The sequence below is a fragment of the Streptomyces diastaticus subsp. diastaticus genome (genome assembly GCF_011170125.1).
Lineage (GTDB): Bacteria > Actinomycetota > Actinomycetes > Streptomycetales > Streptomycetaceae > Streptomyces > Streptomyces diastaticus.
In genome coordinates this window covers 139748-166619 of sequence record NZ_BLLN01000003.1, presented here as the reverse complement: position 1 = coordinate 166619, position 26872 = coordinate 139748, and the positions used below count along the sequence as shown (strand labels likewise).

Here is a 26872-nt window from a genome sequence, read left to right as displayed (position 1 = left end):
CCGCCGCCCGCTCCCGCGGGACGCTCCCGGCGCGGGTGAGGACGCGCGGGGGCGGTGCCTCTCCGGCGGGGCGGGGCCCTGTCCGGTCGGCCTCGTCCCCGTCGCCGCCCAGTACCGCGATGTCTCCCTGCCGGTCGGTCCGGTGGACCGGGACACCTCGGTCGTGGAAGGTGGCGAGAGTGCTCGGCGCGGGATGGCCGTAGCCGTTGTCCGCGCCGACCGAGACGACGGCGACGCGGGGCGCGGCGGCGGCCAGCAGCCCCGGGTCCTGGTGGGCGGAGCCGTGGTGCGCGACCTTGAGCACGTCGACGCCGGCCGGGACCCGTCCGGTTCGGGCCAGTGCCCGCTGGCCCGGTGGCTCCAGGTCACCGAGGAGGAGCAGGGTGAGCCCGGCGGTGCGGACCAGGAGGGTGAGGCTCGCGTCGTTGGCGCCGTCCGGCGGCCGGGCGGGCGGGCCGGGCGGCCAGAGGACCTCCCAGCCGAGTCCGCCGTCCGCCCGGCGGGCCTCTCCCGCCGCCGCGACCCGCACCGGGACTCCGGCCGCGGCCGCGGTGCGGTGGACCAGCGCGGCCTGGGCCGGCGGATCGGCGAGGGCGGTCGTCTCCACCAGACCCACCGGGCGGCCGCGCAGGACCCCGGCCAGGCCACCGGTGTGGTCGGCGTGGAAGTGGGTCAGCACGACGAGCGGCACGCGGTCGACGCCGAGTACCCGCAGGCAGCGGTCGACCGCCAGCGGGTCCGGGCCGGTGTCGACGAGGACGGCCGCGCCCGGGCCGGCGGCCAGGACCAGCGCGTCGCCCTGTCCCACGTCGCAGAGGACCATCCGCCAGCCCGGCGGCGGCCACCCGGTGACGACGCGGGTCACGGCGGGGGGCTGCACCACGAACAGCACCAGCAGCACGGCCGCGGCCAGGACGGGCCAACGCCGCCTCCGGAGCAGGCGGCCGGAGACGAGGACGACGGCCACCGTGACACCGGCCAGCAACAGCCCGCCTCCCCAGCCGCCCGGCCAGTCGAACCCCGCGCCCGGCAGCGCCGCCCCCGTACGCGCCACCTCGGCGATCCATCCGGCGGGCCATCCGGCGCCCGTGGCGACCAGTTCGGCGGCGCCCGGCAGCAGGGGCGCCAGGGCCAGGGCGGCGAAGCCGAGCACCGTCGCCGGGGCCACGGCGAACTCGGCGAGGAGGTTGCAGGGGACCGCGACCAGCCCGACGCGGGCCGACAGCACCGCGACGACCGGCGCGCAGACCGCCTGCGCCGCCGCGGCCGCCGCCACCGCCTCGGCGATCCGGGCCGGCACCCCTCGCCGGCGCAGCGCCTCGCTCCAGCGCGGTGCGAGCAGCAGCAGCGCCCCGGTGGCGAGGACCGACAGCAGGAAGCCGTGACCGCGTGCCAGCCACGGATCCCAGAGGGAGAGCAGCAGCACGGCGGCGGCCAGCGCGGGGACCAGGCTGCGGCGCCGGCCGGTGGCCACGGCCAGCAGGGTGACGGCTCCGCACGCCGCGGCCCGCACCACGCTGGGTTCCGGGCGGCAGACGATGACGAAGGCGAGTGTCAGCGCCCCGCCCGCCACGGCCGTGGTGCGCAGCCCGAGCCCCATCAGCGGGGCGAGTCCGCCGCGTTCGGCGCGGTGGGCGCGGCCGGGCGGTCCGATGAGCAGGGCCAGCACGATGGTGAGGTTGGAGCCGCTGACCGCCATGAGGTGGGTGAGGTCCGTGGCCCGGAACGCCTCCCGCAGGTCGTCCGGTACCCGCCCGGTGTCCCCGACGACCAGAGCGGGCAACAGGGCCCGGGCGTCCGGTTCCAGACCGTCGGAGGCGGCACGGAGACCGGCGCGCAGCTTTCCGGCGAACCGCTGGAGGCGGCTGGGTCCGCCGGTCACCTCGGGCGGCCCCGCCCGGGTCGGTCGCAGGACGGCGGCGTTCGGCCCGCCCGCGTCGAGCGGCGGCACGAGCCGTCCGGCCAGCCGCAGGCGCGTCGTCGGCAACAGCTCGCGCCACCGGTCGCCGTCCGCCCGGTCCGGGACGGGCACGATCAGCAGCACCGGTGTACGCGTCCTCACCGCCCCGCCGCCGGCCGCCGCCACTTCGACGATCCGGCCGTCGATCAGCAGGGAGGGCGGCCGCCCCGACTCGTCCCCGGCCGTCCCGCCCGGCTGCCGTACCGGACGGGCGTCCCCCGTCACCTCCACCTCGGCGGTGACCCGCGCGCGCCGCTCGGCCAACTCCGGTACGGGCCCCCGGTGGTGGTCGGCCCCGTGCAGCCCCGCCGAGGCGGCGCCGGCGGCGGCGCAGAGCAGGGCCGCCGCGACACAGAGCCTGGTCCGTCGCGGGCCGGGCATCCTTCCGGCCGCCAGGTGCGCCGCCCTCCGTGCTCCGGGAACCTCCGGCAGCTCCACCCCGGACCGCGCGCGCCCCGACCCGCCGGGCGTGCCTCGCGCTCCGGACGGTCCGCGGTGTCGCGGAACACGATCCGCCCGTACCCCGGACAGACCGCGCTCCCGCCCACCTCGCCGGAGCCGCGCCCAGGCCGGCACCCCCGCCGCGCCGCACACCCCCACCGCCACGGCGAGCCAGGCCCGACCGGGCTCCTGGCCGACCAGCGACGCGGCAGCGCCCCACGCGGCGACGGCGGGCACCGCCAGCCGCAGGTCCACGGGTCCGCGCTCAGTCCCGGCCCGGCCGTCGGCAGCCTCGGTCACGCCCGCCCGGCGGCGAACCGGCCCGGCCCGCCCGGCCCCCTCCGCCGGACCGGTCCCCCCGCCCGCGGCGCCCCGCGCCTGTCGCCCGGTGAACTCACGGCGACCGCCCTCACCCGTCCCACCGGTGTCGCCGGTCCCGTCCACCGCCCTCGGCGCCCTCCTCCACCCGTCCACGCCCCTCACGGCCGCACCAGCTCGCGCAGGTCCTCGAAGCGCCGGTCGCCGATGCCGCGTACGTCGCGGAGCTGGTCCACCGACTGGAAGCCGCCGCTCTCGGTGCGGTGGGCGATGATGGCCGCCGCCAGGACGGGGCCCACGCCGGGCAGCGTCTCCAGTTGCTCGGCCGTGGCCGTGCCGAGGCTGACCGGCCCGGCCACCCCGGCGGCCCCGGGCCCCGCCACCGGGCCGGCGCCGGGGGCCGGGTCGACCCCGACCGCCACCTGTTCCCCGTCGGTCAGGAGCCGGGCCCGGTTGAGCCCCGAGGTGTCCGTACCCGGCCGGACCCCGCCCGCCGCTTCCAGGGCGTCCTCGACCCGCGAACCGGCCGGCAGCCGGTGCACCCCGGGCCGTGCCACCTTTCCGCTCACGTCCACCACCAGCGGTCCGGCGCTCGGTGAGGGCGGCGGCGAAGCCGGGGCCGGCCCCGTGACCGCAGGCCCGTCGGCCGTCCCCGGTGTCCGCGACGCCCCTTGCGCGACCGTCTCGGGCGCCCGCACCGCCTCCGGCCGCCCGGTCCAGAAGTGCTGCGCCGCCCACACCACCGCCACGGCCACGACGACCACCAGCGCCGCGACGCTGCGCCACTCCATCCCGCACCGTGCCCGCAACAGCCCGGGCACCCCGGCCCCGCCCGGCCGGTCCGGCCGGTCCCCCCGGACCGAGCGGCGGCGCGCGGGCACGCCGCGCGGTCGTGCGGCGCCGCCCGCGGGACGCCGCCGGTGCGGTGCCACAGCCTCGTCCGGCAGAGCGGACCGTGCGTCCGGGACAGGGGGCCCGCCCTCCGGCCGCCACGCCGACGGGGGCTCGGGCACGGGCCCGGCACCGGTCTCGCTCCCCGCGCCTTCGGGCTCCTCCCCTCCCGGACCGGCGACCGGCCCGCCTCCGTCCCGGCCGGGGGCCGCCGTGCGACGCGCGGCGCCGGGGCGCCCCGTCACCGGGCTCGGCGCGCCCGGTTCTTCCCCGTCCGCCCACCACGGATGCCCCAGGATCCGCCGGTCGTCGTCCCACGCCTCCCGTTCGGCGTCGGCCGCCTCGGCACCGGCCGCCCCACCGCCGGCCGGTCCTGCCCGCGTGTCGGCAGGGGCGCCCGCTCCGAGCAGGGCCCGCGCGCGTTCCCGTACCGCGTCGGCGGACTCGTCGGCGCGCTCGCCGCCGTTGCCCTGCCCATTCCGAACACCCACCCCGAAGAACGAAGATCCCAGCACCATGCGGCGACCGTAGGGAAAGCCGCCCGAAGAAGTGGATCTTGGTCAGTTTCCGGGGAGAACTCCGCGCTTGTGGACAACTCCGTCACCCGCAGGGGTCACGCCGGCCCCTTAGGGCCCACCCAGCGCCTCCGCCGCACCGGCCACCGCGCCGCCCCCTCTTCGCGGGGCCCGCCGGCCCACCGCTGACTACCGGGGGGAGACCACGGCGCCCACGAGCCCCGGCCCGGTGTGGGCGCCGATGACCGCGCCGACCTCGCTCACGTACAGCTCGCCCCGGCCGCCGAGGCGTTCCGTCAGCCGCTCGGCGAGCGCCGTGGCCTTCTCCTCGGCCGCCAGGTGGTGGACGGCCACGTCGACCGGGCCCGCCTGCGCCGTCCGTTCGGCGACCAGCTCCTCCAGCCGGGCCAGTGCCTTGCCCGAGGTCCGCACCTTCTCCTTCAGCTGGATCGCGCCGTCCGCCAGTTCCAGGATCGGCTTGACCGCGAGGGCCGAGCCGAGCAGGGCCTGGGCGGCGCCGATGCGGCCGCCGCGCCGCAGGTGCTCCAGGGTGTCGACGCAGAAGAGGGCCGTGCTGCCCGAGGCCCGCCGGCGTACCGCCGCCACGGCCTCGTCGGCACCGGCCCCCCGAGCGGTCGCCTCGGCGGCGGCCAGCGCGCAGAAGCCGAGCGCCATGGCGACCATCCCGGTGTCGACCACCCGGACCGGGACAGGCGCCTCCCGGGCGGCGAGGAGCGCCGCGTCGTATGTGCCGGAGAGCTCGGCCGAGAGATGGAGCGAGACGATCTCCCCCGCCCCCTCGGCGGCGAGCGCCGCGTAGGTGCGGGCGAACCGCTCGGGGGCGGGCCGGGAGGTGGTCACCGGCAACCGCTTGCGCATCGCCTGCTCCAGCGCGCGGGCGGAGACCTCCGTCCCCTCCTCCAGCGCCTCGTCGCCGAGGACGACGGTCAGCGGGACGGTGGTGATCCGATGCCGCTCCGACTCCCGGTGGGGCAGGTAGGCCGTGGAATCGGTGACGATCGCGACATGGCGGGACATGGCCTGGAGATTACCCGCCGCGGCCGCGCCCCGGCAGCCGGGGAACCTCACTTCAAGATCATCTCCACCTCGGCCACGGAACCGTCACAGGGTCCTGCGACGGCCTCCCGGCCACGTGTACCCCCAGCTCAGCGGCGAAACGAAGCCGACCTCACCGCTCCCGCCCGGCGTCCCGCTGCCCCTGCCGCTCCCAGGGGTGGGGGGCGGGCGGTGTGGCGGGGTCGATGGCGGTGGGCGTCGGCCCCGGCTGCGAGGCGGGCCGTTCCGGCCAGGTCTGGACGGGGGTGCCGCCCTCGGTCCGCTCCGGCTCGGGCCAGGGCTCGGGCTTCTGGTGTGCGGCGGGCGGCGGTTCACTGGTCCAGTGGCGCAGCGCGTCCGACTCGACGCGGATCTGGTCGGCCAGGTCACCGAGGTCGTCCTCGGTGTCGTGGTGGAGGCGGTCGCGCAGGGCCGACCGGAGCGAGGTGGCGGCCTCGGTGATCTGCTCGGTGCGGCGGCGCAGACCGGGCAGGCGGCGGGCGATCTCCTCGCGGTCCGGGTCCTGTTCCAGACGGCGCAGTTCGTCGTCGAGCTGGTGGCCGTGGCCGCTGAGCCGGTCGAAGAGCGCGGCCGTCTCCTTCAGCGAGGCGTCCTCGCCCCGCCGGGCGGCCAGGGCGTCCTGGGTGGCGCGCATCGAGGTGCGCAGGGCGAGCCGGAGCTGGGCCACCTCGGCCGCCGGTCCGAGCCGGCCGAGGCTACGGGCGCGCAGGGCGGTGTCCTCGACGGAGCGGCGGGCCTGGCTGATGGTGCGGTCCACGCCGCGTTTGGCCGCCTTGACCGCCTTGACCGCCTTGACGCCGGCGTACACCGCGACGACGACCAGCAGGAAGAAGATCAGCGCCATGATGGTGATGGCCGTCTCCATGGGGTGGTCCTCCAGTGGACGCGCGGGCCGGGTGCGGGGTCGCGCGGCCTGCCGTCCGCACCGGCCGCCCCCTCCCACCGTAAACGCTGACGGCCCCCCGGCGGTTCCTCGCCGGCCCCCGAACCTGCCCGTAGGGGGGATCCCGGGGGCGGGGACGCCGGAGCCCGGCGCCCCCTCGCGGGAGGAGGGGCCGGGCTCCGGCGGGCGGTGCCTCAGGCGGGCACGATGTTGACCAGCTTGGGGGCGCGGACGATGACCTTGCGGACACCGGCGCCTCCCAGCGCGGCCCGGACCCGCTCGTCGGCGAGGGCGGCCTGCTCCAGGTCGGCGTCGGAGACCGCCGGGGAGACCTCCAGACGGGCCTTGACCTTGCCCTTGATTTGGACGACGCAGGTGACCGTCTCGTCGACCAGGTACTCCGGGTCGGCGACCGGCAGGTCCTGGTGGACGACGGAGTCCTGGTGGCCCAGGCGCCGCCACAGCTCCTCGGCGACGTGCGGGGCGAGCGGCGCGACCAGCAGCACCAGCTTCTCCGCGACCGGGCGCGGCACCGGCCGGCCGGCCTTGGTCAGGAAGTTGTTCAGCTCCGTGACCTTGGCGATGGCGGTGTTGAACCGCAGCCCCGCCATGTCCTGGGTGACGCCGTCGATCGCCTTGTTGAGGGCGCGCAGCGTGTCGGTGCCCACCTCCTGCTCGGGCACGTCGGCCACCGACACCTCGCCGGTCGACTCGTCCACGACGTTCCGCCACAGCCGCTGGAGCAGCCGGTACTGGCCCACCACGGCACGGGGGTCCCACGGCCGGGAGACGTCCAGCGGCCCCATCGCCATCTCGTACAGCCGCAGCGTGTCCGCTCCGTACTCGGCGCAGATCTCGTCCGGGGTGACGGCGTTCTTCAGGGACTTGCCCATCTTGCCGAGCAGCCGGGAGACCTGCTCGCCCTCGTACCAGAAGGTGCCGTCCCGCTCCTCGACCTCGGCGGCCGGGACGGGGATGCCCCGGCTGTCGCGGTAGACGTACGCCTGGATCATGCCCTGGTTGAACAGCTTGTGGAACGGCTCCGAGGAGGAGATGTACCCCAGGTCGAACAGCACCTTGGACCAGAAGCGGGCGTACAGCAGGTGCAGCACGGCGTGCTCGGCGCCGCCGATGTACAGGTCGACGCCGCCGCCGGGCATGCCCTCGCGCGGGCCCATCCAGTACTTCTCGATCTCGGGGTCGACCAGCCGCCGGTCGTTGTTCGGGTCCAGGTAGCGCAGCTCGTACCAGCAGGAACCGGCCCAGTTGGGCATGGTGTTGGTCTCGCGGCGGTACTTCTTCGGCCCGTCGCCCAGGTCCAGGGTGACGTTGACCCAGTCCTCGTTGCGGGAGAGCGGGGTCTCCGGCTGGGTGTCGGCGTCGTCCGGGTCGAAGGTGCGCGGGCTGTAGTCGTCGACCTCGGGCAGCTCCAGCGGCAGCATCGACTCGGGCAGCGCGTGGGCGACGCCGTCCTCGTCGTAGACGATCGGGAAGGGCTCGCCCCAGTACCGCTGACGGCTGAACAGCCAGTCGCGCAGGCGGTAGTTGACGGTGCCCTCGCCGATGCCGCGCTCGCGCAGCCAGCCGGTGATGCGGGCCTTGGCGGTAGCGACGTCCAGCCCGTCCAGGCTGACCTCGGCGTTGGCGGAGGCCATCAGCGTCGCGTCGTGGGAGTTGAAGGCGTCGTCCCAGGTGACGGGGTCGGCCGAGCGGCCGTCCGTGGGCTCGACGACGCAGCGGATCGGCAGGCCGAAGGCGCGGGCGAAGGCGAAGTCGCGGCTGTCGTGGGCCGGGACGGCCATGATCGCGCCGGTGCCGTAGCCCATCAGCACGTAGTCGGCGATGAAGACCGGGACGTGCTCACCGCTGACCGGGTTGACGGCGTAGGCGCCGGTGAAGACGCCGGTCTTCTCCTTGGCGTCGGCCTGCCGCTCCACGTCGGTCTTGCCGGCGGCGAAGGCGCGGTACTTCTCCACGGCCTCGGCGGGGGTGGCGTGGCCGCCGGTCCAGCTCTCTCGGGTGCCGTCGGGCCAGACGGCCGGGACGATCTCGTCGACCAGCTCGTGCTCGGGCGCCAGCACCATGTAGGTGGCACCGAACAGCGTGTCCTGGCGGGTGGTGAAGACGGTGACGGCCTTGCCGGTGTGCTCCCCGTCGAAGGGGAAGTCGACACGGGCCCCCTCCGAGCGGCCGATCCAGTTCCGCTGCTGGAGCTTGATCGCCTCGGGCCAGTCCAGGTCGTCCAGGTCGTCCAGCAGGCGGTCCGCGTAGGCGGTGATGCGCATGTTCCACTGGCGCAGCTTGGCCTTGAAGACGGGGAAGTTGCCGCGCTCGGAGCGGCCCTCGGAGGTGACCTCCTCGTTGGCCAGCACGGTACCGAGGCCCGGCGCCCAGTTGACCGGCGCGTCGGAGGCGTACGCCAGCCGGTACCGGCCCAGCACCTCGGCGCGCTCGTGGGCGTCCAGGCCGGCCCAGTCGCGGCCCTCGACGGCGACGCGGTCACCGTTGGCGAACTGGGCGATCAGGTCCTCGATCGGGCGGGCGCGGCCGGCCTCCTCGTCGTACCAGGAGTTGAAGATCTTCAGGAAGATCCACTGCGTCCACTTGTAGTACTCGGGGTCGATCGTGGCGAACGAGCGGCGTTTGTCGTGGCCCAGGCCCAGGCGGCGCAGCTGGCTGCGCATGTTGACCATGTTGGCCTCGGTGGAGTGGCGCGGGTGCGTGCCGGTCTGCACCGCGTACTGCTCGGCGGGCAGGCCGAAGGCGTCGAAGCCGAGGGTGTGCAGGACGTTGTGGCCGGTCATCCGCTGGAAGCGGGCGTGGACGTCGGTCGCGATGTAGCCCAGCGGGTGGCCCACGTGCAGCCCCGCGCCGGAGGGGTAGGGGAACATGTCCATGATGAACTTCTTGGGGCGGGCGGCCAGCTCCGGGTCCCCGGCCAGGTCACCGGTGGGGTTGGGCGCCTCGTAGGTCCCCTCGGCGTCCCAGAAGTCCTGCCAGCGTGCCTCGATCTCGGCGGCCATCGCCGCCGTGTAGCGGTGGGGCGCGGTGGCGCCCTCCGCGGGGGACGCGGCGGAATTCGTCTCGCTCATGATCCTCAAGCTCCATCGGTCGTCTCTGCTCACGCTTCCGGCGGGGCGGGCCCCGGGGCTCCGCCCGGCGGTCGTGCCCCGGAACCGGAGCCGCCGCCCAATGAAAAAACCCCTCGCACAGGAGGGGGTGGCCGCGCTGGTTCCGGCCCCTTCGTCGGGGGTCCGGCTCTTGATCAGCGCGGCTCGGTAAGCAGAAGGCGTACAGCACGCATGGCGTCAGGGTACCGCAGCGGTCACCGGGGCCGCACGGCTCGTGCGGTGGGGGCGCGCACGAAGAAGCGGGCCACCCTGTCCGGGTGACCCGCTCTACTTCGGTGGATGAGAGTCCGATTCCTGGTCTCTCTCCTGTGGAGCTAAGGAGAATTGAACTCCTGACCTCCTGCATGCCATGCAGGCGCTCTACCAACTGAGCTATAGCCCCTTGCCGCTGTCCCCGGTTCCCCCGGCGACGTCGACAACTTTAGCGGCCCCCCGGGGTTTCCACCAAATCCGTTCCCGGCGGCGCCCGCCCTCTCTTCCCGGAGGTCCCCGGCGGGTAGCCTCGCCGAGCGTGACTGCCGCCTCGCCCTCCCGCCTCCGGCGCACCTTCCCGGTCCGGGCCACCGCGCTCTGCCTCGTCTCCTTCGCCGCGTTCTGGGTGGCGCAGCGCCTGGCCGGGGTCACGATGGTGGACCTGATGGTCTACCGCGCCGAGGGCCGGGCGGTCCTGGACGGTGCCGACCTGTACGCCCTGCGGGCCACCGAGAACGACCTGCCGGCCACCTACCCCCCGTTCGCCGCGCTGCTGTTCACCCCGCTGCCGCTGCTGGGTACCGGCCTCATGCGGACGCTGGCCACCGCGGGCAACCTCCTGCTGCTGCTCGCGCTCGCCCTGCTGACCCTCCGCCTGGTCACCGACCGGACCGGCGGACGCCCGCTGCCGCCCGGCCTGGCCTGGCTCGGCGCACCGGCGCTGGCCGCCCTCGCGGTCTGGTCCGAGCCGGTCTGGACGACACTCAGGTACGGCCAGATCAACCTGCTGATCACGGTCCTCGTGCTGTGGGACGCGCGGTACCTGCCCGGCGGCGGGCTCGCGCGGGGACGCCGGTGGGCGGGCGCGGGCATCGGGCTGGCGGCGGCGATCAAGCTGACGCCGGCGCTGTTCATCGCGTTCCTGCTGCTCACCGGCGTGGTGGCGGCGGTACGCGGTGGCGCGGCACGGCCCTGGTCGGTGCTCGCGCGGAACGCGGTGCTCTGGTTCCTGGGGGCCACCGCTCTGGCGGCGGCCGTGCTGCCGCGCGACTCGTGGCAGTTCTGGTCCGGCACCTTCCTGGCGGCGGACCGTGCGGGCCACCCCGAGCAGACCGCCAACCAGTCACTGCGCGGCATACTCGCCCGCCTCCTGCACACCGCCGACCCGGGCCTGTGGTGGCTGGCGGCGGCGCTGCTGGTCGGGGCGGCCGGCCTCGGTGTCGCGGTGGGGGCCGCGCTGCGCGGCCGGCCCGCCTGGGCGGCCACCACGTGCGGTGCGACGGCACTGCTGATCAGCCCGGTCTCCTGGTCGCACCACTGGGTGTGGTGCGTGCCCATGGCGGTGCTGGTGCTGTCCGAGGCGGTGCGCCTCGGCGGCCGGTGGCACCGGGCGGGCGCGGCCGGGCTGACCACGGTCTTCCTCACGTACGCCCTGTGGTGGGTGCCGCACGGTGTCGAGCGGCCCGAACTCCACCAGGGACCCGTCGAGTTCGTACTGTCGGCGCTCTATCCGCTGGCGGCTCTCGGCTTCCTCGCGGCGGCGGCGCGGGTGGCCTCGCGGCCCGGCGGCGCCCAGGGACCCGACGCGGAGCCGGCCGGCCGGCCGGTGCCGGAGCAGCGGGATCCGGCAGGGGCCGAGGCGGACCGGGCGGGGCGTCAGGCCCTGGCGAAGGAGTAGAAGCGCTTGAGGGTGCAGTGCTCGTCGAGGAGCCGCCCGTAGATGGGTTCGCCCTCCAGTTCGCGGTAGGTCTCGATCGGGTCGCCTTTTATAATCAGCGCCCTGGCGCACTCCTCGCACCAGTACTGGTAACGCGGGTTCACCGGCTCCATGTCGCGGACGATGGGCGTACCGCCGCGGCACCAGTCGCACTTCCTCCTGTGCGCACCCATCGCTCAGCCCCCGTCGTTCGAAGAGAAGGTTGGGGCCGCACGCGGGGCGGCGGGGGCCACGCGGGCCCTCCCGGGCTGGTCCGGCACCTGGCCGAGCAGGTGGTCCGCCTCCTCGACGATGCGCGCAGGCATCCCTCTCCCTCCCGTCGGGCCGCGTCCCCCTTCCGGCCGTCCGATTCTGCCACGGAGCGGGCCGCCGGTCAGCGGCGCGAAGGTACCGGAACGGTCTCCGCTCCCGCAGGTGACGGGCGGTCACCTGCGGGTACGGGCCTTCGCGCCGACGGCCCGGCGCGTCTCGCGGGCCGCGGGGAGAGGCGACGGCCGGGCATACGAAAGATCCCACCCCCTGTGGGGATGGGATCTTCCGGACTGTGGAGCTAAGGAGAATTGAACTCCTGACCTCCTGCATGCCATGCAGGCGCTCTACCAACTGAGCTATAGCCCCTGGTGTTCTTCCCGCTCCCGCGGTGCGAACAAGAAGAACTCTAGCCCGTGACCAGCCGGAAAGTGAAATCCGGCCCGGGGCCCCGGCCTGCCGTCAGTCGTCGTCGCCGAGGACCGGCTCCGGCAGGGTGCCGGCGTTGTGCTCCATGAGCCGCCAGCCGCGCGCTCCCTCACCCAGGATCGACCAGCAGCAGTTGCTGAGGCCGCCCAGGCTCTCCCAGTGGCGGGAGTCGAGGCCGAGCAGGCGTCCGATGGTGGTGCGGATGGTGCCGCCGTGCGAGGCGACGACCAGGGTGCCGTTCTCCGGCAGCTTCTCGGCGTGCGCGAGGACGACCGGGGCTGCCCGGTCGGCGACATCGGTCTCCAGTTCGCCACCGCCGCGGCGCACCGGCTCGCCGCGCTTCCACGCCGCGTACTGCTCGCCGTGGGCCGCGATGATCTCCTCGTGGGTCAGGCCCTGCCAGTCCCCCGCGTACGTCTCGCGCAGCGCCGGGTCGTGGTGGACCCGCAGGCCGGTGAGGGCGGAGAGTTCGGCCGCGGTGTCCCGCGCCCGCCGCAGGTCGGAGGCGATGATCGCGTCCGGCTGGAGCGAGGCGAGGAGACGTGCGGCCCGGCGGGCCTGGCCGAGGCCGGCCTCGGTCAGGTCGATGTCCGTGGTGCCCTGGAACCGGCGCTCCAGGTTCCAGGAGGTCTGGCCGTGCCGCCACAGGATGAGGCGACGGCCCTGCCGCGGGCTGTTCACATCGCCTCACCGGCCTCGTCGGCCTGCTGCTGGGCGTGGGCCTCCGCCTTGCCGCGGGTGGCCTTCGCCTCCTCGGGCAGCTCGATCTCGGGGCAGTCCTTCCACAGGCGCTCCAGCGCGTAGAAGACGCGCTCCTCACTGTGCTGGACGTGGACGACGATGTCGACGTAGTCGAGGAGGATCCAGCGCGCGTCGCGGTCGCCCTCGCGGCGGACGGGCTTGGCGCCGAACTGCTTGTTCAGCCGCTCCTCGATCTCGTCCACGATGGACTTGACCTGGCGGTCGTTGGGGGCCGACGCGAGCAGGAAGGCGTCGGTGATCGACAGCACATCGCTCACGTCGTAGGCGATGATGTCGTGGGCGAGCTTGTCGGCGGCCGCCTGGGCGGCGACGGTGATCAGCTCGGTGGAACGGTCGGTCGCGGTCACTGCGGGGCTTTCGGTAGGCGGTCGAGAACCCCCGGTGGGGGCTGTCCCCAGGGTCTCACGGACCGCGCCGCCGACCGCCGCGCCGGTGGGACGTCCTGACCCGTGCGGGCCGGTGCGGCGCCCGTGGGTGCCGCACCGGCCCGGCCCGGCTCAGTCGCCCGGCCGGTAGTCCGCGCCGAGCACCACCGAGACGTCGACGTTCCCCGGCGTGCTGCCCTTGGTGACGGCGCTCTCCGGCAGCCCCAGGGTGCGCGCCACCTCGACGGCCTCCGCCTTGCCAGCGGCCTTCTCGTACGTCACCGCGGAGGTGGCCCGGGCGGTGTCGCCGCCCCGGCCGACGTAGGCGTAGCCGCCGTTGACCAGCGAGGCGCGCGCCCGCTCGGCGCTCCCCTCGGTGCCGGTGGCGTCCTGGACGCCGACGCGGGCCGCGTCACCCTGGGCGCCCTCGCTCACGGAGCCGCCGAGGATCTGCTTGACGATCTTGTCGGTGGCCTCCTGGGCGGGCCGTCCGTCCTGCCCGACCGGGAGCAGTTCGGTGGTGTGGTCGCCGCCCTTGGCGCGGTCGGCGAGCCGGGCGAGGAAGGCGCCGAGGTCCTTCTCCTTCAGCGAGGGGTCGAGGATCTGGGCGAGCGTCTCGACGGTGACGGTGGCCGCCTGCGGGTCGGAGGAGAGCTTGCGCAGCACGGCGTGGAAGACCTGGCCGAACCGGTCCAACTGGGCGGTCTGCGGTTCGCCCTTGGCCCGGTAGGTGGCGTAGGCGACGGCCGCGGGTCCGCCGAGGGTGCGGTCGGCGCCCTGGGTGACCAGCGGCGACTCGCCCTTCTTGGCGGCGGGCACGGTGGCGTCGGCGTCCAGCTCGATGTTGCCGACCAGCTCGACGAGGTTGTTGAGGTAAGGGGTGTCGAGCCGCCAGGTGCCCTCGACGCTGGTGCCCAGGAGCTGGTCGACGGCCTCGCGGGTACCGGTGGAGCCGTCGTCGTCCACGGATTCCTCAAGCGTGGTGGGGCTGCCGTCCTCACCGGTCAGCGCGAGGGAGTTGGGCAGCAGCACGGTCGCGCCGCGGGCACTGGTGGTGTTGTCGACCAGCAGCACGGTGGAGGTCTTCTCGGTCCGGGTGTCGTGCAGATGGACCATGATCACGTCGCGCTTCTGGGGCCCGGCTGTGTCCGCCGCCCCGCCGGGGGAGCCGGCGGAGGAGGTGCCGGGCAGCTTCCCCGCGTACCAGAGGTAGCCGACGCCGCCGGCCAGGACCAGGGCGGCCACGACGACCAGCGCGATCATCCGGCTGCGGCCGCGCCGCTTGGCCTCCTCGCGGCGCTCGGTGCGGCTCTCGGTGAAGGCGAGCCAGTCGATGACGTCCTCGGACTCCTCGTCCGGCTCCTCGATGAACGAGAACTGCTCGGTCCGGTAGTCCGGCGCGCCCACGTCGTCGGCGCCGCCCCGGCCCGGGTCGCCGTGGCCCTCGTGTCCGTCGCGGCCGGCGTCGTCGTGCCGCGGCTGCTGCTCGGGCACGCGCGGCTGCTGACCCGTGCCCCCGCCCTGACCGTACGGGTCGTAGCCCTGCTGGTACTGGTAGCCGTAGTCCTGCTGCTGACCGGCGTAGGGGTCGGCCGGGACCGGCGGCTGCTGCCCCGTGCCGGGACCGCCCTGGCCGTAGGGGTCGTAGCCCTGCTGGTACTGGTGGCCGTAGTCCTGCTGCTGACCGGCGTAGGGGTCGGCCGGGACCGGCGGTTGCTGCCCCGTGCCGGGGTCGTTCGGCTGGTACGGGTCGTAGCCGTAGCCCTGCTGCTGGCCGGCGTAGGGGTCGTGGCCCTGCGGGGGCTGCTGGGGGATGGGACGGCCGTACTCGTCGTAGCTGACGGGCCCGTACTGCTCGGACGCGTACTCCCCGCCGTACGGGTCGGACGCGTGTCGTCGGTCGTTCACCGGTGCCCCTCTCGGCTCAGTCGCCGCGGTACAGCTCGCGCTTGTCGATGTAACGCACCACGCCGTCGGGCACCAGGTACCAGACGGGGTTTCCCTCGGCGACCCGGGCGCGGCAGTCCGTGGAGGAGATGGCCAGCGCCGGGACCTCGACCAGGGAGACCTGGCCTTCGGGAAGTCCCGGGTCGGCCAGGGTGTGGCCGGGCCGGGTCACGCCGATGAAGTGGGCGAGGGAGAAGAGTTCGTCCGTGTGGCGCCAGGTGAGGATCTGTCCGAGCGCGTCGGCGCCGGTGATGAAAAACAGGTCCGTCCCGGGGTTGAGCGCGGCCAGGTCGCGCAGCGTGTCGGTGGTGTACGTGGGCCCGCCGCGGTCGATGTCGATGCGGCTGACGGAGAACTGCGGGTTCTCGGCGGTCGCGATGACCGTCATCAGATAGCGGTCCTCGGCCGGGGTGACCTCTTTGTGGCTCTTCTGCCAGGGCTCACCGGTCGGCACGAAGACCACCTCGTCGAGGTGGAACTGCGCGGCGACCTCACTGGCGGCGACGAGGTGGCCGTGGTGGATCGGGTCGAACGTGCCGCCCATGACGCCGAGACGCCTGCGCGGTCGCTCGGGTGCCGCCGCGGCGGCCGGGCCCGTAGGCATGTCCTGCTCTCCCATGCGAGCAGAGCCTACTGGCCCGGCGGGCCCGCTCCGGACACCCCCTGCGGGGCTGCTCACCGCCGCGCGGCGGTGGGGCGGGGCACTCAGCGGTCGCGGTTGAAGCGGGTGGTGATCCACAACAGCAGCAGCAGCACGACGAGCGCGCCGCCTCCGGTGAGATACGGGTTGAGGCTTTCGTGCCCGCCGTGCTCGCCGCCCTCGGAGGCGAGGGTGACCAGCTGGGCAGCAGTGCTGTGGAGGCTCATCGTCGGCAGGACCTATCCGGTGGTGGGGCGGGCGGGTGATCTGCCGACCATCGTATGCGGGGGCGCGCGAGAGGCCCACGCCGACTCGGTGTTCGGGTGCCGGGTGGTGCGGGGAGGCGGCGCGGGTCAGCCGTTGTCGCGGTAGCCGCGCAGCAGGAACCAGGCGAGCAGGCCGCCGCCGACGACCGAGACGACGATGAACACCCTGAACGGGAAGCCGTTGGCGGGCGGCTGGTCCGCGGCCAGCAGCAGGGCGAGACGGGCGGCGTGATCCATGGGGGCTCCTTGCGTGCGGTGCCGTCCCACTGTAGGCCCGCCGCGGCCGCGGCGACGGGACGTGCCGGGCCACGCAACCAACACGCCCGGCTCGCGGTCCTGTTGCAGAGGGGCGGCCGTAGGGTGGCCCCATCGCGGCCAGCGCGCACCGTCCCCGGGGGACGGCCGGTACGAGGCGAGGCGGAGGATCGGATGACCGACCACGGCAGGGACGGCACGCACGGGACCGAGAAGCAGCCGGCACGCAGCCGGCGGCGCTTCCCGGGCATCTCCTCCCGGGCGTACGAACACCCGGCGGACCGCTCGGCGCTGGTGGCGCTGCGCAAGCTCAGCGGGTTCGACACGGTCTTCAAGGCGCTCAGCGGACTGCTGCCCGAGCGGAGCCTGCGGCTGCTCTTCCTCTCGGACTCGGTGCGGGTGTCCGAGGCGCAGTTCCCCCACCTGCACACGATGCTGCTGGACGCCTGCTACATCCTGGACCTGGAGAAGGTCCCGCCGATGTACGTCACGCAGAACCCGGTTCCCAACGCGATGTGCGTGGGCCTGGACGAGCCGGTCATCGTGGTCACCACCGGCCTGGTGGAGCTGCTGGACGAGGAGGAGATGCGGGCGGTCGTCGGCCACGAGGTGGGCCACGCCCTCTCCGGCCACTCCGTCTACCGCACGGTGCTCCTCTTCCTGACCAGCCTGGCCGTCAAGGTCGCCTGGATCCCGCTGGGGAACGTGGCGATCATGGCGATCGTGACGGCGCTGCGCGAGTGGTTCCGCAAGTCGGAGCTGTCCGCCGACCGGGCCGGGCTGCTGGTCGGACAGGACCTCTCGGCCTCGATGCGCGGCCTGATGAAGATGGCGGGCGGCAACCATCTGCACGAGATGAACACCGACGCCTTCCTCGCCCAGGCGGAGGAGTACGAGGCCGGGGGCGACCTGCGCGACTCGGTGCTGAAGATCCTCAACGTGCTGCCGCGCACCCACCCGTTCACCACGGTGCGGGCCGCCGAGCTGAAGCGGTGGTCCGAGAGCCGCGACCACCAGCGCCTGATGGACGGCCACTACCCCCGGCGCGACGAGGACAAGGACACCTCGGTCGGCGAGTCCTTCCGCCAGTCCGCCTCCGGCTACGCCGAGGACGTCCGCTCCAGCAAGGACCCGCTGATGAAGCTGGTCACGGACCTGGCCGGCGGCGCCGGCGACCTCGGTGGAAAGCTGCGGGACCGCTTCACGGGCGGGTCACGCCCGGACGGGGGCGCCGGGCGCGGACCGGACGGGGAGACCGGCACGGGCGGCCCGGCGGGAAGTGGCGACCGGGGATGACCCCGGCTGCTCCGCGCGGGCGGGGCCGAGGGCGTCGACGTGGACCTTGCCGGGCGGAGGAAGCCCGGCCGAGGACGGCACCGCCCATCTCGGCCGGCCGCCACTGACGCGCCGGCTTCGGCCCGGACGCCGAGAAGCGCTGTTCCCCGGTGCCGGCCGGGCCGCGCCGGCCCGGGTGACCGAGGTGCCCGCCCGGCGGCCGGAGCAGTATCCGGTGACCCTGTCCGACCGGTACGGCTGAACCCTCGCAGCCGCGGGCGCCGCGTTCAGCGCACGGCGCCCGCATCGCCCGGGCTCACGCCCGAGGCGTCGGCGCGGCGCCCCGTCCCCCCGTTCCCGAGGGGGCGGGGTTCGGCGAGGGTGCCGCAGACGGCTCCGCCGCCCTCGCGGGCGTAGGGGTCGGTGGCGGGCGGGCGGCCGGCCGGCGGCTTCTGGCCGGCCAGGAGGGGGCGCAGGTGGGCGGCGGCCGGCTCGCCGCACGGGAGGGGGCCGGCCTGGGTGCGGGAGCTGAGCAGTTCGAGCTGGCGGGCGCGGAGGGCGTCGCGGTCGAAGCTGAGCCGCAGGGCCCGGCGCACCACCAGCAGGGACGGGTCGGACCCGGGGTCGGCGGCGGGCCGGACCGCGTAGACGAAGGTGTGGTCGGTGGTGACCTCCAGGGTGCCGGGGCCGGTCTCGGTGTACTCCAGGACGCCCTGGACGCGGATGTCGGGGCCGGCGAGCACGGCGTGCCGGGGATCGAGGCGGACCAGCCAGCCGGTGGCTGCGTGCAGGCCGTCGGCGGCGGGGCGGCGCAGAGCGGCGTCGAACTGGTCGGCCTGGGCGGGGTCGACCAGGAGCCGGACAGAGCGCTCCTCCCGTCCGGCCAGGACCTCCGGGGAGAGCGAGGAGTGGACGAGGTACTCCTTGGCGGTGCTGAGGGCGGCGATGACCTGCGCCTCGTCGAAGTGGGCGGTGGCGTGCGCGCCGGGCAGGTTGATCCCGGCCGCGCCGGTGGCGTACTGCGCGGCGGGGGTGGCGTCGAAAGGCCGGTCGGGGTCGGTGGGGCGGACCGCCTGCGGGGGGACGAGCGGGACCAGGCTCATCCGGGCGGGGCGCGGGGGCGGCCCTGCCTGGGTCTGGCCGGGCGGGCTGACGCCGAGGTAGACGGCGACCAGGAACGCGACGGTCAGCAGGGCCGCGAGGATCAGTACCTGCCGGGTGAGGCGGGGGCCGGTGCGTCCGGCGGCGGGCGGTGGCCGGTCGCGCACGGCGGGGGCGTGCTCGGTGGCGGTGCGCTCGCTGGCCGAGAACTCCTGGATCGGGGCGGCGCGGACGAAGGAGTCGTCGAAGACGTACCCGTAGTCGTCGTCGCCGGACGGGCCGTCCCCGGGGTTGTCGGGGGGCCCGTCGGGCGGCTGGCCCGGCCTGTTCATATCTTCAGGTTGGGTCGCGGGGGCCGGCCGTAAACGCCCCCGTTGGGGCAACCGGCGAGCCGGGGCCCCCGCATCACGGGTCCAGGGGTGCCCCGGAGGCCGCCGGACGGGTGAGGCCGGTGTCGGGCGAGGGGTCGGCGCCGGTGGTGGCGGGCGGCGGGGCGGTGCCCTCGCCGGAGGCGGAGGAGCCCCGGTAGACGGCACTGAAGGCGAGCGCGATCATGCTGACGCCCATCAGCAGGGCGAGGAGCCAGGCGATGGGCCGGTGCCAGCCGACCCGGGTGGGGTGCAGCGCGGCGTCATCGGCCTCGCTCGGGTCGTAGTCCTCGTTCACGGCCGGGTCGGGGCCGAAGGGCTGGGCCGCTTCGTAGTAGGCGTCGCGGGTCCTGGTGCGGGCGCGGCGCGCCTCGGCCTCCGCCCGGGCGTGGGCGGCGGCCACCAGCCGCTCCACGGCGCTGGCTTCGTGGAACTCGGCGGCCCTGATGAAGTCCTCGTCGAAGACCACGGAGGCGAACGCGTCGTCCGCGCCTCCGCGGTCGTGGTCGTCGTCGGGCTGTCGGCCGTCCGGAAACGGCGAGCCCCCCACGTCCTCCGGCACGGGACCAGAGTAGACCTGGGGGGCTCTTTTGGGCAGACCATGGGGCAAGTCAGGGCATCAGCGGATGTGCCCGTCCCCGGTGAGGACGTACTTGGTGCTGGTCAGCTCCGGCAGGCCCATCGGGCCCCGGGCGTGCAGCTTCTGCGTGGAGATGCCGATCTCGGCGCCGAAGCCGAATGCGCCCCCGTCGGTGAAGCGGGTGGAGGCGTTCACGGCGACGGTGGTGGAATCCACCCTCTGGGTGAACCGGCGGGCCGCGGCCTGCGAGGTGGTGATGATCGCCTCGGTGTGGCCGGAGCTCCAGCGGCGGATGTGGGCGACGGCGTCGTCGAGGCTGTCGACGACGGCGGCGGCCAGGTCGTAGCTGAGGTACTCGGTGGCCCAGTCCTCGTCGGTCGCCTCGACCACGGTGGCCTTGGTGTCCTCGGCGAGCGCCCGGACGCGCGCGTCGCCGTGCACGGTGACCTGCGCCTCGGCGAGGGCGTCGAGGGCGCGCGGCAGGAAGGCGGCGGCGATGTCGCGGTGGACCAGGACGGTCTCGGCGCTGTTGCAGACGCTGGGCCGCTGGGCCTTGGCGTTGACCAGGATGTCGACGGCCGCGTCCAGGTCGGCGTCGGCGTCCACGTAGACGTGGCAGTTGCCGGTGCCGGTCTCGATGACCGGGACGGTGGACTCCTCGACGGTGCGGCGGATCAGGGCTGCGCCGCCGCGCGGGATCAGCACGTCGACCAGGCCCCGGGCGCGCATCAGCTCGCGGACCGAGTCGTGGGTGTCGCCGGGGACGAGCTGCACGGCGTCGGCGGGCAGTCCGGCGGCGGCGACGGCGTCGCGCAGGACGGCGACGAGCGCGGTGTTGGACTCCTTGGCGGAGGAGGAGCCGCGCAGCAGGACGGCGTTGCCGGACTTCAGGCAGAGGGCGGCGGCGTCGACGGTGACGTTGGGCCGGGCCTCGTAGACGATGCCGACCACTCCCAGGGGGACACGCACCTGGCGCAGGTCGATGCCGTTCGGGAGGGTGGAGCCGCGGACCACCTCGCCGACCGGGTCCGGCAGGGTGACGACGTGCCGTACGTCGGCCGCGATGGCCCGGACCCGGTCGGCGGTGAGGGTGAGCCGGTCCACGACGGAGGCGGCGGTGCCGGCCTCCTCGGCGCGCCGGACGTCGCCCGCGTTGGCCGCCACGATCTCGGCGGTGCGTGCCTCCAGGGCGTCCGCGACGGCGCGCAGGGCGTCGTCCTTGACCGCGCGCGGCAGCGTGGCGAGGCCGGCGGCGGCCTCCTGGGCGCGGCGCCCCGCGAGCGTGACGGGGCTGGTGGCGTCGTCATACGTCGTCATGGCCGCGAGCCTACGTCGCCGCGCGGCCCGCCCCACGGCTCGTCCCAGGATGCGAGAGGCGTCCTGGACGGCGCGCGGGCGGGGCGGGGCTCAGTAGGGGTGGACGCCGATCGGCCGGGCGGGCGGCGGGCCGTACCCCTCCGCGATCCGCTGGTGGTAGGTCTCCCGGTCGATGACCTCCAGGCCGACGATCTCCCAGGGCGGCAGTTTCGCCGTCTGCCGGTGCTCGCCCCACAGGCGCAGGGCGACGGCGGCCGCGTCGTGGAGGTCGCGGGCCTCCTCCCAGTACCGGATCTCGGCGTGGTCCTCGGCGTAGCGGCTGGTGAGCAGGAAGGGGTGGTCGTGGGCGAGCTGTTCGAGCCCGGCCCGCACCTCGGCCAGCGGGGTGCTCTCCCCGGCGGCGCTGAGGGTGACGTGCCAGAGCCGGGGCGACGGCCGGCCGTCCTGCCCGGCGGCGCCGGGCACGGCGCGGTCGCCGGGCCGGACGCTGCTGAGCGCGCGCTGGTCCCCGGCTCCCCGGCGGGGCGGGGAGGTGCTGTTCGCGCGGGACCCCGGCCCCGGGCGCCCTCGTCTCACGGCGGCCTCCTGCCACATCGACGTCCCGACGGTCTCCGCTCCCCCTCCGGGGCGGTGTCGGCCCGCCGCGGAGTCTGTCCGCTTCAAAGTGGAACAGGCGCCGTGGCCCCGTGTGGCCGTTTTGCGGAAGCTCCCCGCGCGCGGGCACACGTTTCGGTCGCCCTCGTCCGCCGTACGGCCGGGCGCGCGGGCCGTACGTGCTGGGCGGGGGCGCACCCCGGCGCGCGGGGCGGCGGTGGAGGTCAGGGCGTCAGGGCTGGAGCAGGACGAGGTCGTCGCGGTGGACGATCTCGCGCTCGTAGGCGGGCCCCAGTTCGCGGGCGAGGTCGCGGGTGGAGCGGCCGAGCAGACGGGGGATCTCGGTGGCGTCGAAGTTGACGAGGCCGCGGGCGACGGCGCGGCCGGCGCTGTCACGCAGTTCGACCGGGTCGCCGGCGGTGAACTCCCCCTCGACCGCCTGGATGCCGGCGGGCAGCAACGAGGTGCGCCGCTCGACGACGGCGCGGACGGCCCCGTCGTCCAGGGTGAGGGCGCCCTTGGGGGTGGAGGCGTGCTGGAGCCAGAGGAGCCGTCCCGCGAAGCGGCGCCCGCGCTGGTGGAAGTGGGTACCGGTGGGGTGTCCGGCGAGGGCGTCGGCGGCCTGGCTGGCGGAGGTGAGGACCACGTCGATGCCCGCGTTGGCGGCGATCTGGGCCGCCTCGACCTTGGTGACCATGCCACCGGTGCCGACGCCCGCCTTGCCCGCGCTGCCGATCTCGACGCCTTCGAGGTCCTCGGGGCCGTACACGTCCTGGATGCGGGAGCTGGTGGGGCGGGCGGGGTCGCCGTCGTAGAGGCCGTCCACGTCGGAGAGGAGGACGAGCAGGTCGGCGCGGACCAGGTGGGCGACGAGGGCGGCGAGCCGGTCGTTGTCGCCGAAGCGGATCTCGTCGGTGGCGACGGTGTCGTTCTCGTTGACGACGGGAAGCGCGCCGAGGGTCAGCAACTGGTCGAGGGTGCGGTAGGCGTTGCGGTAGTGGGCACGGCGGCTGGTGTCGTCGCCGGTCAGCAGCACCTGGCCGACGCGGACGCCGTACCGCGCGAAGGAGGCGGTGTAGCGGGCGACCAGGAGGCCCTGCCCCACGCTGGCGGCGGCCTGCTGGCGGGCGAGGTCGCGGGGGCGGCGGGGGAAGCCGAGGGGGGCGAGGCCGGCGGCGATGGCACCGGAGGAGACGAGGACGATCTCGCGGGCGCCGCCGGAGCGGGCCCTGGCGAGGACGTCGACCAGGGCGTCGACGCGGTCGGCGTCGAGCCCGCCTGAGGCGGTGGTCAGCGAGGAGGAGCCGACCTTCACCACGATTCTGTGGGCCTGAGCCACACCCTGCCTTGCCGCTGACACGCGCTTCCCCAATGATCTTGGCCTGCCCGGTACCCGGACGGTGCGCAATCTACGCGAGACCGGCGGGCGGCCGCCTCCGTGTTCCGAGGGCCGGGACCGCGGGGGCGGCCGGGCGGAGCGGCCGCCGGAACGCGCGCGTGGACGCGCGCACGGACCCGCGGGCGTCCCCGCCGGGAGGGTCTCGCCGTGTGATCTTCATCAAACCTCCATCACCACCCTCCGTCACCATCGGGAACCACCCCTCCCCGCCCGGTCATCACACTCCCTTCACTCCACCGCAGGTGGCGCGGTGACCGGAGCCACAGGCGGAAGCCCCGAAACCGCGACATAGCACCCCATGAGAACCCGCCTCACCGATCCCTTCACACGTGACCGAGCGTGAGCACACCACGCCGTCCACACGTTCCGATCACGACACCCACCACGAACAGTCAGCTTTCTCTCACTTCTCCTTCACGTATAACGCACAGGTATGCCGCACGCGGGCCGTAGCGTGGTCTGATCCGAGCCCATTACCGAGGACTCACCCTCGCCGTTGACCAGCAAGCCCGGGCCACGCCGACATCCCCCACTCCCGCCGTCGCGTGCCGGACCTGACTGGAGAGAGTGCACCTTGTCTACGATCCCCCCTGCCGCCCCGCGCGCGTCCGCCGCTCTGCGGAAGTCGGCCCGGCTGCTGCCGCCCGCCGTGCTGGCCGGCGCCTTCGTCGCCCAGGTCGTCGGAGCGCTGCTCCCCGACACCCTGCTGCTCGCCGTCGCCACCGCGATCGGCCTGGCCACCGACGCCGCCCTGCACCGCTGGCAGCGCCGCACGGTGACCCTGATGGCGAAGGCCCACGCCGACGTCACCGTCCGCCAGCTGCTGCGCGACCTGCTCCTGGTGGTCGGCCTGCTGCGGATAGAGCAGCAGAGCCAGGAGTCGGTCTTCCTGCCGGTGGTGATCGGCCTGCTGGTCCTCTACGCCCTCCACTTCACCGTCCAGGCGGTGTCGGTCAAGGTCCGCCGGAGCCGCACCCTGCCGTTCGTCACCCGCAACATCGACGCCTCGGCGCTGCGCCTCAGCTCCGCCCCGCCGAGCCTGCTGACCCGCCGCGCGGGCCACCGGCTGCTGGCCTTCGGCGCCCCGGCCACCCTCGGCCTGCTGGTGACCGCCGTCGTCGACGACGGCATTCCCGCCGCGGCCGGTGTCGCCGTCTCGGTGGCGCTGATGGCCGCCGGACTGGTCAGCCTGGTGCTGCGGCTGCTGCCCTCCCGCCGCCCGGTCTCCGAGCAGGAGGCACTGGCGTGGCTGGACACCTGGCTCGCGGAGTACCGGCCCACCGTCGGCATGTACTTCTCCGGCGGCACCACCTCGGCGTACCAGGCCAACATGTGGCTGGAACCGCTGGCCGCGCTGGACGGGCGCCCGGTGATCGTGCTGCGCGAGCGCTTCATGGTGCAGAAGATCGCCGCCACCGACATCCCGGTGATCTGCCTGCCCAAGGTGGCCACCCTGATGCGGCTGGAGCACTCCACCCTGCGCATGATGATCCACCCGGCCAACTCCGGGAAGACCTCGCAGATCCTGCGCGTGCCCACCATCAAGCACGCCTTCGTCAACCACGGCGAGAGCGACAAGCTCTCCTCCTGCAACCCCTACGCCAAGGCGTACGACGAGGTCTGGGTGGCGGGCCCGGCCGCGCGCGAGCGGTACGCCCTCGCCGACGTCGGGGTGGACGACCGGGACGTCGTGGAGGTGGGCCGCCCCCAGCTCGACCCGGTCCTGCCCTACGCGGGTCCGCCCACCGGTACGTACACCACCGTGCTGTACGCCCCCACCTGGGAGGGCTGGGACGGCAACCCCGGCAACACCTCGGTGGTCCTGGCCGGTGAGAACATCGTCCGCGCGCTGCTCGCCGACCCCGCGGTCCGGCTGCTCTACAAGCCGCACCCGATGACCGGTTCGGTCGACCCTCGCGCCGGCGCGGCCAACGAGCGCATCCAGGCCATGATCCGCGAGGCCAACCGCCGCCGGCCGGCCACCGCGGCAGCGGTCAGCAGCGCCGAGCTGGAGCGCCGCACCGCCGAGCTGGAGCGGGCCACCAGCTCCGCCTTCCGGGCCGCCGCCGACGACGTGGAACGCATGCTCGCCCAGGCCGAGCCGGACTCCGGCCAGGCCGCCGAGGTCGCGCGGGCCACCGACGCCTGGGACGCCGCCTACTGGGGCTCCTTCGACGAGGCCGAGCACCAGATCATCACGGCCGCCCGGCCCGGCATCTTCTCCTGCTTCAACCAGGCCGACGTACTCGTCAGCGACGTCTCCTCGGTCGTCTCCGACTGGCTCGCCGGCGAGAAGCCGTACGCCGTGGCCAACACCAGCGGGATGACCGAGGAGGAGTTCCGCGCCGCCTTCACCACAGTGCGCGCGGCGACCATCCTCGACCCGTCCGCCGAGGGCGTCCCGGGGCTGCTCGCCGCGGTGCGCGACCCCGCCCTGGACACCCTGGCGAAGGACCGGGCGGAGCTGAAGCTGCACCTGCTCGGGCCGTCCGACCCGCCGTCGGTCAGCCGCCTGCGGGACGCGGCGAAGGCGCTGGAGCAGAAGACGCTGCTGCGCGGCGCGGGGCGCCCGGAGGCCACGGCCCCCGGCATCCCCACCCAGCGCGACCACACCGCGGCCGCCGACGCGGCCGACACCGCGGACGCCGCCCCCTCGCCGACCTGAGCCGAGGCCGTACAGCACGCTGCCCCGCAGGGGCCCGGTGGACACCGGGCCCCTGCGGGCGTTTTCGGCCAGATCCGTGCCGTCCAGGGGCACTTCGGACCGCCCCGGGCGGGGCAGACGTATTTGCGGGGGCCCGGCACCTTTGCCCACACTGACGTCCCCACGGACGGCGCACCCGGCGCCGGGCCCACGACAACGGAACGGAGGGAGCCCCGTGCCCCCCACCTCCCTCGGCACGGCCCCCGGAGGCACCACCCCGGCCGACGACACCGGTCCCACGCCGAAGCGCTCCGCCACCCCCCGCGATCCCTTCTTCGACAACGCGAAGTTCCTCGCCATCGTCCTGGTCGTGGTCGGCCACTCCTGGGAGGCGCTGCGCGACGACAACCGCGTCCTGGCCGCCGGCTACCTCCTGCTGTACGCCTTCCACATGCCGGCCTTCACCCTCATATCCGGCTACTTCTCGCGCAGCTTCCGCCACGAACCGCGCCAGATCAAACGCCTGGTCTCCAGCGTGCTCGTGCCGTACGCGGTCTTCGAGATCGCCCTCAACGTCTTCCGGGCCTGGGCCGACGGCGAGGAGCTGAAGATCAGCCTGCTCCACCCCTGGTACCTGACCTGGTTCCTGATGGCCCTGTTCGTCTGGCGGCTGACCGCACCGCTGTGGCAACTGGTCCGCCACCCGATCCTGCTCTCCACCGCCATCGCCGCGCTCGCCTCGATCGACCCCGGCATCGGTCCTGACCTCGGACTCCAGCGGGTCCTTCAGTTCCTGCCGTTCTTCGTGCTCGGCCTGAAGATGCGCCCCGAACACTTCGCGCTGCTGCGGGAACGGCGGGTGCGGATCGCCGCCGGCCCCGTCCTGGTGGGCGGCGCGCTGGTCGCGTACTGGGCGGTGCTGCGCATGAACCCCGACTGGTTCTACCGCCGCGACGCGGCGCAGGACCTCAACGCCCCCTGGTGGGCGGGGGTCTCGATGACGGTCGGGATGCTCGTCTGCTCCCTGGTGCTCAGCTTCGCCTTCCTCGCCCTGGTCCCCGGCCGTCGCACCTGGTTCACCGCGCTCGGCGCGGGCACCCTCTACGCGTACCTCCTGCACGGCTTCCTGGCCAAGGGCGCGCACTTCTGGGGCTGGTACGACAACGACTTCTCCCGCACCGCGCTCGGCGCGGTCACCATCAGCGCGCTGGCGGCCGCCCTCGCCGTCGCGCTCACCACGGCCCCGGTCCGCCACGTCTTCCGGTACGTGATGGAACCGAGGCTCGACTGGCTCTTCCACGAGCCCGCGCGCCCCTCCGATGCTCCCCATACCCCAGGCGGTAGCGAACCGTCCACTTCCGCTCGGCGACGGGACGGTGAACAATCACCCCTATGACTTATGTCACGTCGGCTCAAACACAACCTGAGCGGAAGCCAATAGTCCATTCAGGACAAAGAGACGCATAAATCGGCAGCGGTGATCCAACGCGGTCCGAGGGCGTCAACCGGACGCCGTGGGAGGCGATCACGGCTGGGCTAGTCTTTCGGCGGCCTTC

Annotated in this window: 20 protein-coding genes, 2 tRNA genes and 1 pseudogene; 4 read left to right on the top strand and 19 right to left on the bottom strand. The window is 74.4% G+C overall.

The annotated features are described in order from the left end of the window. Positions 1-94: 94 nt before the first annotated feature. The 6 genes and pseudogenes from Sdia_RS09185 to Sdia_RS09160 form a co-directional block, all read right to left on the bottom strand. Positions 95-2701 (bottom strand): annotated as a pseudogene (locus Sdia_RS09185) (ComEC/Rec2 family competence protein); the annotation flags it as partial. Positions 2702-2880: 179 nt separating this feature from the next. Next, a complete protein-coding gene (locus tag Sdia_RS30600; protein ID WP_258565740.1) occupies positions 2881-3510 on the bottom strand; it encodes a ComEA family DNA-binding protein in 630 nt (209 codons plus the stop codon). Positions 3511-4314: 804 nt separating this feature from the next. Further along, entirely contained in the window at positions 4315-5163 is an 849-nt protein-coding gene (locus Sdia_RS09175; protein ID WP_100452761.1) for a DegV family protein, read from the bottom strand. A 151-nt stretch (positions 5164-5314) separates the two neighbouring features. Then, on the bottom strand, positions 5315-6067 hold the full coding sequence (locus Sdia_RS09170; RefSeq protein WP_189500399.1) for a hypothetical protein: 753 nt from the start codon (positions 6065-6067) through the stop codon (positions 5315-5317). Positions 6068-6279: 212 nt separating this feature from the next. Next, positions 6280-9177 carry a leucine--tRNA ligase gene (leuS, locus tag Sdia_RS09165; protein WP_189500398.1) on the bottom strand — a complete coding sequence of 966 codons (2898 nt, stop codon included), beginning with the start codon at positions 9175-9177 and terminating at the stop codon, positions 6280-6282. Positions 9178-9525: 348 nt separating this feature from the next. Continuing rightward, a tRNA-Ala gene (locus Sdia_RS09160) sits at positions 9526-9598 on the bottom strand. Between the two features lie 129 nt (positions 9599-9727). On the opposite strand from Sdia_RS09160, the gene Sdia_RS09155 reads away from it, so the two are divergent. Then, positions 9728-11086, top strand: coding sequence for a glycosyltransferase 87 family protein (locus Sdia_RS09155; protein WP_189399612.1), 1359 nt, complete (start codon positions 9728-9730; stop codon positions 11084-11086). Here the strand turns inward: Sdia_RS09155 and Sdia_RS09150 are convergent. From Sdia_RS09150 to Sdia_RS09115, 8 genes are all read right to left on the bottom strand, one after another. Beyond that, positions 11065-11298 (bottom strand): hypothetical protein, encoded by a 234-nt coding sequence (locus tag Sdia_RS09150; protein WP_100452757.1) that lies wholly within the window; start codon positions 11296-11298, stop codon positions 11065-11067. The two genes, Sdia_RS09155 and Sdia_RS09150, sit on opposite strands and share 22 nt — an antisense overlap. Before the next feature lie 372 nt (positions 11299-11670). Beyond that, a tRNA-Ala gene (locus Sdia_RS09145) sits at positions 11671-11743 on the bottom strand. 93 nt (positions 11744-11836) lie between these two features. Beyond that, positions 11837-12484 (bottom strand): histidine phosphatase family protein, encoded by a 648-nt coding sequence (locus Sdia_RS09140; RefSeq protein WP_100452756.1) that lies wholly within the window; start codon positions 12482-12484, stop codon positions 11837-11839. Then, positions 12481-12912 carry a ribosome silencing factor gene (gene rsfS / locus Sdia_RS09135; protein ID WP_100452755.1) on the bottom strand — a complete coding sequence of 144 codons (432 nt, stop codon included), beginning with the start codon at positions 12910-12912 and terminating at the stop codon, positions 12481-12483. Before rsfS ends, Sdia_RS09140 begins: the two co-directional genes overlap by 4 nt. A 150-nt stretch (positions 12913-13062) precedes the next feature. After that, the gene (locus tag Sdia_RS09130) at positions 13063-14838 is read right to left on the bottom strand and encodes a LytR C-terminal domain-containing protein (RefSeq protein WP_185392972.1); all 1776 of its coding nucleotides are present in this window, start codon (positions 14836-14838) and stop codon (positions 13063-13065) included. Positions 14839-14854: 16 nt separating this feature from the next. Continuing rightward, a complete protein-coding gene (nadD, locus tag Sdia_RS09125; RefSeq protein ID WP_100452753.1) occupies positions 14855-15496 on the bottom strand; it encodes a nicotinate-nucleotide adenylyltransferase in 642 nt (213 codons plus the stop codon). Positions 15497-15582: 86 nt separating this feature from the next. Further along, complete coding sequence (locus tag Sdia_RS09120; protein ID WP_003948016.1) at positions 15583-15744, bottom strand: hypothetical protein; 162 nt, start codon at positions 15742-15744, stop codon at positions 15583-15585. A 126-nt stretch (positions 15745-15870) separates the two neighbouring features. After that, the gene (locus Sdia_RS09115; RefSeq protein ID WP_181844155.1) at positions 15871-16020 is read right to left on the bottom strand and encodes a hypothetical protein; all 150 of its coding nucleotides are present in this window, start codon (positions 16018-16020) and stop codon (positions 15871-15873) included. A 192-nt stretch (positions 16021-16212) separates the two neighbouring features. Between Sdia_RS09115 and Sdia_RS09110 the strand changes: the two genes are divergently transcribed. Next, on the top strand, positions 16213-17334 hold the full coding sequence (locus tag Sdia_RS09110) for a M48 family metallopeptidase (RefSeq protein WP_100452752.1): 1122 nt from the start codon (positions 16213-16215) through the stop codon (positions 17332-17334). A gap of 266 nt (positions 17335-17600) precedes the next feature. Here the strand turns inward: Sdia_RS09110 and Sdia_RS09105 are convergent, their stop codons facing one another. From Sdia_RS09105 to proB, 5 genes are all read right to left on the bottom strand, one after another. After that, positions 17601-18746, bottom strand: a complete 1146-nt coding sequence (locus Sdia_RS09105; RefSeq protein WP_100452751.1) for an SCO2583 family membrane protein — start codon at positions 18744-18746, stop codon at positions 17601-17603. A 73-nt stretch (positions 18747-18819) separates the two neighbouring features. Then, complete coding sequence (locus tag Sdia_RS09100) at positions 18820-19344, bottom strand: SCO2584 family spore wall biosynthesis protein (protein ID WP_100452750.1); 525 nt, start codon at positions 19342-19344, stop codon at positions 18820-18822. A gap of 57 nt (positions 19345-19401) precedes the next feature. After that, positions 19402-20679 (bottom strand): glutamate-5-semialdehyde dehydrogenase, encoded by a 1278-nt coding sequence (locus tag Sdia_RS09095; protein ID WP_124287154.1) that lies wholly within the window; start codon positions 20677-20679, stop codon positions 19402-19404. A 90-nt stretch (positions 20680-20769) separates the two neighbouring features. After that, positions 20770-21273 carry a DUF8830 family protein gene (locus Sdia_RS09090; RefSeq protein WP_100452748.1) on the bottom strand — a complete coding sequence of 168 codons (504 nt, stop codon included), beginning with the start codon at positions 21271-21273 and terminating at the stop codon, positions 20770-20772. A gap of 232 nt (positions 21274-21505) precedes the next feature. Beyond that, entirely contained in the window at positions 21506-22633 is a 1128-nt protein-coding gene (proB, locus tag Sdia_RS09085; RefSeq protein WP_185392974.1) for a glutamate 5-kinase, read from the bottom strand. Between the two features lie 688 nt (positions 22634-23321). Between proB and Sdia_RS09080 the strand changes: the two genes are divergently transcribed. Next, entirely contained in the window at positions 23322-25337 is a 2016-nt protein-coding gene (locus Sdia_RS09080; protein ID WP_100452746.1) for a hypothetical protein, read from the top strand. Between the two features lie 214 nt (positions 25338-25551). Next, entirely contained in the window at positions 25552-26712 is a 1161-nt protein-coding gene (locus Sdia_RS09075) for an acyltransferase family protein (RefSeq protein WP_115069907.1), read from the top strand. Positions 26713-26872 lie beyond the last annotated feature (160 nt).

Bases quoted from the DNA above. Each gene is read 5' to 3' on its own strand.
- Sdia_RS30600 (WP_258565740.1), bottom strand. From the start codon at position 3,510: ATGGAGTGGCGCAGCGTCGCGGCGCTGGTGGTCGTCGTGGCCGTGGCG.
- Sdia_RS09175 (WP_100452761.1), bottom strand. From the start codon at position 5,163: ATGTCCCGCCATGTCGCGATCGTCACCGATTCCACGGCCTACCTGCCC.
- Sdia_RS09170 (WP_189500399.1), bottom strand. From the start codon at position 6,067: ATGGAGACGGCCATCACCATCATGGCGCTGATCTTCTTCCTGCTGGTC.
- leuS (WP_189500398.1), bottom strand. From the start codon at position 9,177: ATGAGCGAGACGAATTCCGCCGCGTCCCCCGCGGAGGGCGCCACCGCG.
- Sdia_RS09150 (WP_100452757.1), bottom strand. From the start codon at position 11,298: ATGGGTGCGCACAGGAGGAAGTGCGACTGGTGCCGCGGCGGTACGCCC.
- nadD (WP_100452753.1), bottom strand. From the start codon at position 15,496: ATGGGAGAGCAGGACATGCCTACGGGCCCGGCCGCCGCGGCGGCACCC.
- Sdia_RS09120 (WP_003948016.1), bottom strand. From the start codon at position 15,744: ATGAGCCTCCACAGCACTGCTGCCCAGCTGGTCACCCTCGCCTCCGAG.
- Sdia_RS09115 (WP_181844155.1), bottom strand. From the start codon at position 16,020: ATGGATCACGCCGCCCGTCTCGCCCTGCTGCTGGCCGCGGACCAGCCG.
- Sdia_RS09110 (WP_100452752.1), top strand. From the start codon at position 16,213: ATGACCGACCACGGCAGGGACGGCACGCACGGGACCGAGAAGCAGCCG.
- Sdia_RS09105 (WP_100452751.1), bottom strand. From the start codon at position 18,746: ATGAACAGGCCGGGCCAGCCGCCCGACGGGCCCCCCGACAACCCCGGG.
- Sdia_RS09095 (WP_124287154.1), bottom strand. From the start codon at position 20,679: ATGACGACGTATGACGACGCCACCAGCCCCGTCACGCTCGCGGGGCGC.
- Sdia_RS09090 (WP_100452748.1), bottom strand. From the start codon at position 21,273: ATGTGGCAGGAGGCCGCCGTGAGACGAGGGCGCCCGGGGCCGGGGTCC.